Origin of the sequence: Oerskovia sp. NPDC060287 (assembly GCF_042726775.1) — a bacterium.
Taxonomy (GTDB): domain Bacteria; phylum Actinomycetota; class Actinomycetes; order Actinomycetales; family Cellulomonadaceae; genus Oerskovia; species Oerskovia merdavium.
Genome location: NZ_JBHXBO010000338.1, coordinates 1 through 3,431 on the forward strand (window position 1 = coordinate 1; position 3,431 = coordinate 3,431).

Annotated in this window: 3 protein-coding genes; 2 read left to right on the top strand and 1 reads right to left on the bottom strand. The window is 74.7% G+C overall.

Going from position 1 to position 3,431, the window contains the following annotated elements; all coding sequences use genetic code 11:
- Positions 1–183 precede the first annotated feature (183 nt).
- Positions 184–1,329, bottom strand: coding sequence for a glycerol dehydrogenase (locus ACFWFR_RS18570; RefSeq protein ID WP_377624066.1), 1,146 nt, complete (start codon positions 1,327–1,329; stop codon positions 184–186).
- A 157-nt stretch (positions 1,330–1,486) separates the two neighbouring features.
- Here ACFWFR_RS18570 and ACFWFR_RS18575 point away from each other — a divergent pair, with 157 nt between their 5' ends.
- Both ACFWFR_RS18575 and ACFWFR_RS18580 read left to right on the top strand, forming a co-directional pair.
- Complete coding sequence (locus ACFWFR_RS18575) at positions 1,487–2,014, top strand: MarR family transcriptional regulator (protein WP_318244350.1); 528 nt, start codon at positions 1,487–1,489, stop codon at positions 2,012–2,014.
- 1 nt (position 2,015) lies between these two features.
- The gene (locus ACFWFR_RS18580) at positions 2,016–3,359 is read left to right on the top strand and encodes an MFS transporter (protein ID WP_377624067.1); all 1,344 of its coding nucleotides are present in this window, start codon (positions 2,016–2,018) and stop codon (positions 3,357–3,359) included.
- The last annotated feature ends 72 nt before the right edge of the window (positions 3,360–3,431 follow it).

Here is a 3,431-nt window from a genome sequence, read left to right on the forward strand (position 1 = left end):
CCGTGAGGGAGCGGGCCGGGGCCTTCGTGCGTGCGGGCCTGGCCCTCGAGGTAGAACGTGCTGCGCGAGGTAGAACGCGGCGCGCACTACCTCGCGCACCACGTTCTACCTCGGCGGCTACCTCGTTGGTGGGAGGGCCGGGTGGGAGGGCCGGCCGGAGGGCCGCGGGTGGTCGACCGCGCCTCAGTGCCCCGTGTACCTCACGGGCTCGGGCAGGCTCGCGTCCGCACGGATCGCGCGCGAGAGCCCCTCGATCGAGCGCAGCGCGTCGACCAGCTCGGGCACGCGGACCTCGAACGGCATCGCGTGGATGGTCTCGCCCGGTGCCGTCGCGGCCTCGGCGACGCGGCGCAGGTCGCCCACGTCGGCCGTCGTGAGCCCGATCTCCGTCAGCGTGTTGGGCAGCCCGACGCGCGTCGTGAACTCGACGAAGTCCCGGATCTCCTGGGACGGGGCCCCTTCGAGCACGAGCTGGGTGAGCGAGCCGATGTTGACCTTCTGGCCGTGCGTGAGCCCGTGGGTCTGGGGAGCGGCCGTGAGCCCGTTGTGGATCGCGTGGGCCGCCGCGAGGCCGCCCGACTCGAAGCCGAGCCCGGAGAGCAGGGTGTTGGCCTCGACCACGGCGTCGACCGCGGGCGTGACGAGGTGCTCCTTGACGGCCTCGATCGCCGCGAGCGAGTTCTCCCACAGGATCTTCCACGAGAGCTCGGCGAGCGCCGTCCCGGTGATGAGAGGCAGGCCGCCCGCCATGGTCGTCGCGTTGGCCTTGGCCACGGCGCGGGCCTCGATCCACGTCGCGAGGGCGTCGCCGATGCCCGCGACGAGGAACTTCACCGGGGCGTTGGCCACGAGCTGGGTGTCGACCAGGACCAGGTCCGGGTTGTGCGGGAAGAACCGGTACTCCTCGAACGCCCCGTCCTCGGTGTAGATGACGGACAGCGCGGAGCACGGTGCGTCGGTCGAGGCGACGGTCGGGACCGAGACCCACCGGATCCCTTCGAGGTGCCCGGCGGCCTTGACCGCGTCGATCGTGCTGCCGCCGCCGATCCCGACGATCACGTCCGACCCGGTCTCCCGGATGCGGCGCGCCAGCCGGTCGACCTCCGCGGCGGTCGCGTACGTGCCGAAGCCCTCACGCGCTCGCGGCAGGTTCGCGGCCTGGAACGACTCGGCGACGGTGTCCTGGACGATCTCCCAGACGACGTCGTCGGCGACCAGCAGCGGCTTGGTGCCGATCGGTGCGACGAACTCGCCGAGCCGCGACAGCGCGCCGCGCGACTGCACGTAGCGCAGCGGGCTGATGAGGGTGCGGATCGGGACCTCGGACATGTGGACCTCCTCGGGTGGGGACAGGGAATCGCGCGGCCGTGCGCTGGAGGGTCTCTCCCGCGGGACCGCGGCACCTCGACGCTACGTCGGGGCGGGGTCGACCGCCTGTCGAAGCACTGGCTCGACCTACTTGTATGAGTGCTGTTATAACAGTGCTGTGACATCCTCCGACCCGACCGCTGTCCCCGGACGCTGGGACTCCCTGCACGCCCTGCTGCGCCGGCTCGACGACGAGATCGGCACCGTCTACACCGACCGCGGGGTCGACGGCGTGCGCCCGCGCTTCGTCTACCCGCTCATCCGTCTCGCCCACACCGGGCCGCTGACCATCCGTGAGCTCGCCACGTCGCTCGGCCGCACGCACTCGGCCATGAGCCAGACCGTGACCGCGATGCGCAGCGAGGGGCTCGTCCGGACGGAGTCGGGCGAGGACGCCCGCACGCGCCGCGTCGCGCTCACCGACAAGGCCCGCGCGCTCGTCCCCCTCCTCGAGGCCGAGTGGCGCGCGACCGAGGAGTCGATCGCGGAGATCGACGACGAGCTGCCCTACGCGCTGAGCGCCGTGGTCACCGACCTCGAGCGTGTCCTCGCGAGCAGGTCCCTGCGCGAGCGCCTCGTCGAGCGGCTCGACGCCGCCGGCCACCCCGCGCAGGCGCCCGGCGCCCCGGCACCCGAGAGGTCCTGACGTGCGGGGCACCGTCCTCGACCTGCGCCCGCTGCGCACCAGCGCTGCCTACCGCGACCTGTGGGCGGGGTCGGCGGTCGGCGGTCTCGGGTACCAGGTAGCCACCGTCGCGGTCCTGCTGCAGGTGTGGGAGCTCACGCACAGCCCGGTGTGGACCGGCGCGATCGGCCTCGCGACCGCCGTGCCACTCCTCACGCTCGGCCTCGTCGGCGGGCACCTGGCCGACGTGCACGACCGCCGCACGATCATGCGCCTCGCGTCGACCGGCCAGGCGCTCGCCGCGGTGGGGCTCGCCGCCCAGGCGGTCGTGGGCAACCGGTCCGTGTGGGTGCTGCTCGCCCTCGTGAGCCTCGGCGCCGCGTGCAACGCGCTGGGCGCACCCGCGCGGCGGACCGTGCCGCCTCGTCTCCTGCCCGCCGACCAGGTCGCGGCAGGGCTCGCGCTGCAGAACCTCGCGTTCCAGGTCGCGATGCTCGTCGGTCCGGCACTGGCCGGGCTCGTCGTCGCGCGCTGGGACCTCCCGGCCGCCTACGGGCTGCAGGTGGCGGCGGCCGTGGTCGCCCTGCTCGGGCTGGTGCGGCTGCCGCCGCTCCCGCCGGCGCCCACGCCTGTCCCGGCGCCTGCGTGGCACGGCGGCCCCGCACCCGCACCTGCCCCGGTGCCCGTGCCGGACGGCGGACCGGCGGCCGACCGCGGACGCCCCGTGCGCCGTCGGGCCGCGGCGGGCGGGTGGTCGATCGTCTGGAGGAGGCCGACCCTGCGGGGGTCGTTCGCGACCGACGTCGCGGCGACCGTGCTCGCGATGCCCGTCTCGCTGTTCCCGCTCGTCAACGAGATCCGGTTCGACGGCGACCCGCGCACCCTCGGGCTGTTCCTCTCGGCGGTCGCGGTGGGCGGGATCGGCGCCGGGTTGCTGTCCGGCGCGGTCACGCGGGCGCCGCGGTCGGGCGCGCTGCAGCTCGCCGCCGCGGCGACGTGGGGTGTCGCGCTCGCGGGATTCGGGCTGGCCGGGCCGCTGTGGCTCGCGCTCGCGTGCCTCGCGGTCGCGGGGGCGGCCGACACGGTGTCGGTCGTGACGCGCGGGGCGCTCGTCCAGCTCGAGACGCCCGACGAGTTCCGGGGCCGCGTGTCGTCGGTCGAGCACGTGGTGGGGGTCGCGGGCCCCGAGGTGGGCAACTTCCGCGGTGGGGTCCTCGCGTCGTTGACCTCGGCGCCCGTCGCCCTGGTGGCGGGCGGGCTCGCGGCGAGTGCCGTCGTCGGGCTGGTCGCCTGGCGCAACGCACCCTTGCGTCGCTACCGGACCCCGGCCGCGGCGGCCAGGGTGGTGTCCGCCGAGACGGCGTAGACGCGTCGCCCCGGCGCGAGGTAGTACGTTCTGCGCGAGGTAGGACGCGCCGCGCACTCCCTCGCGCAGAAC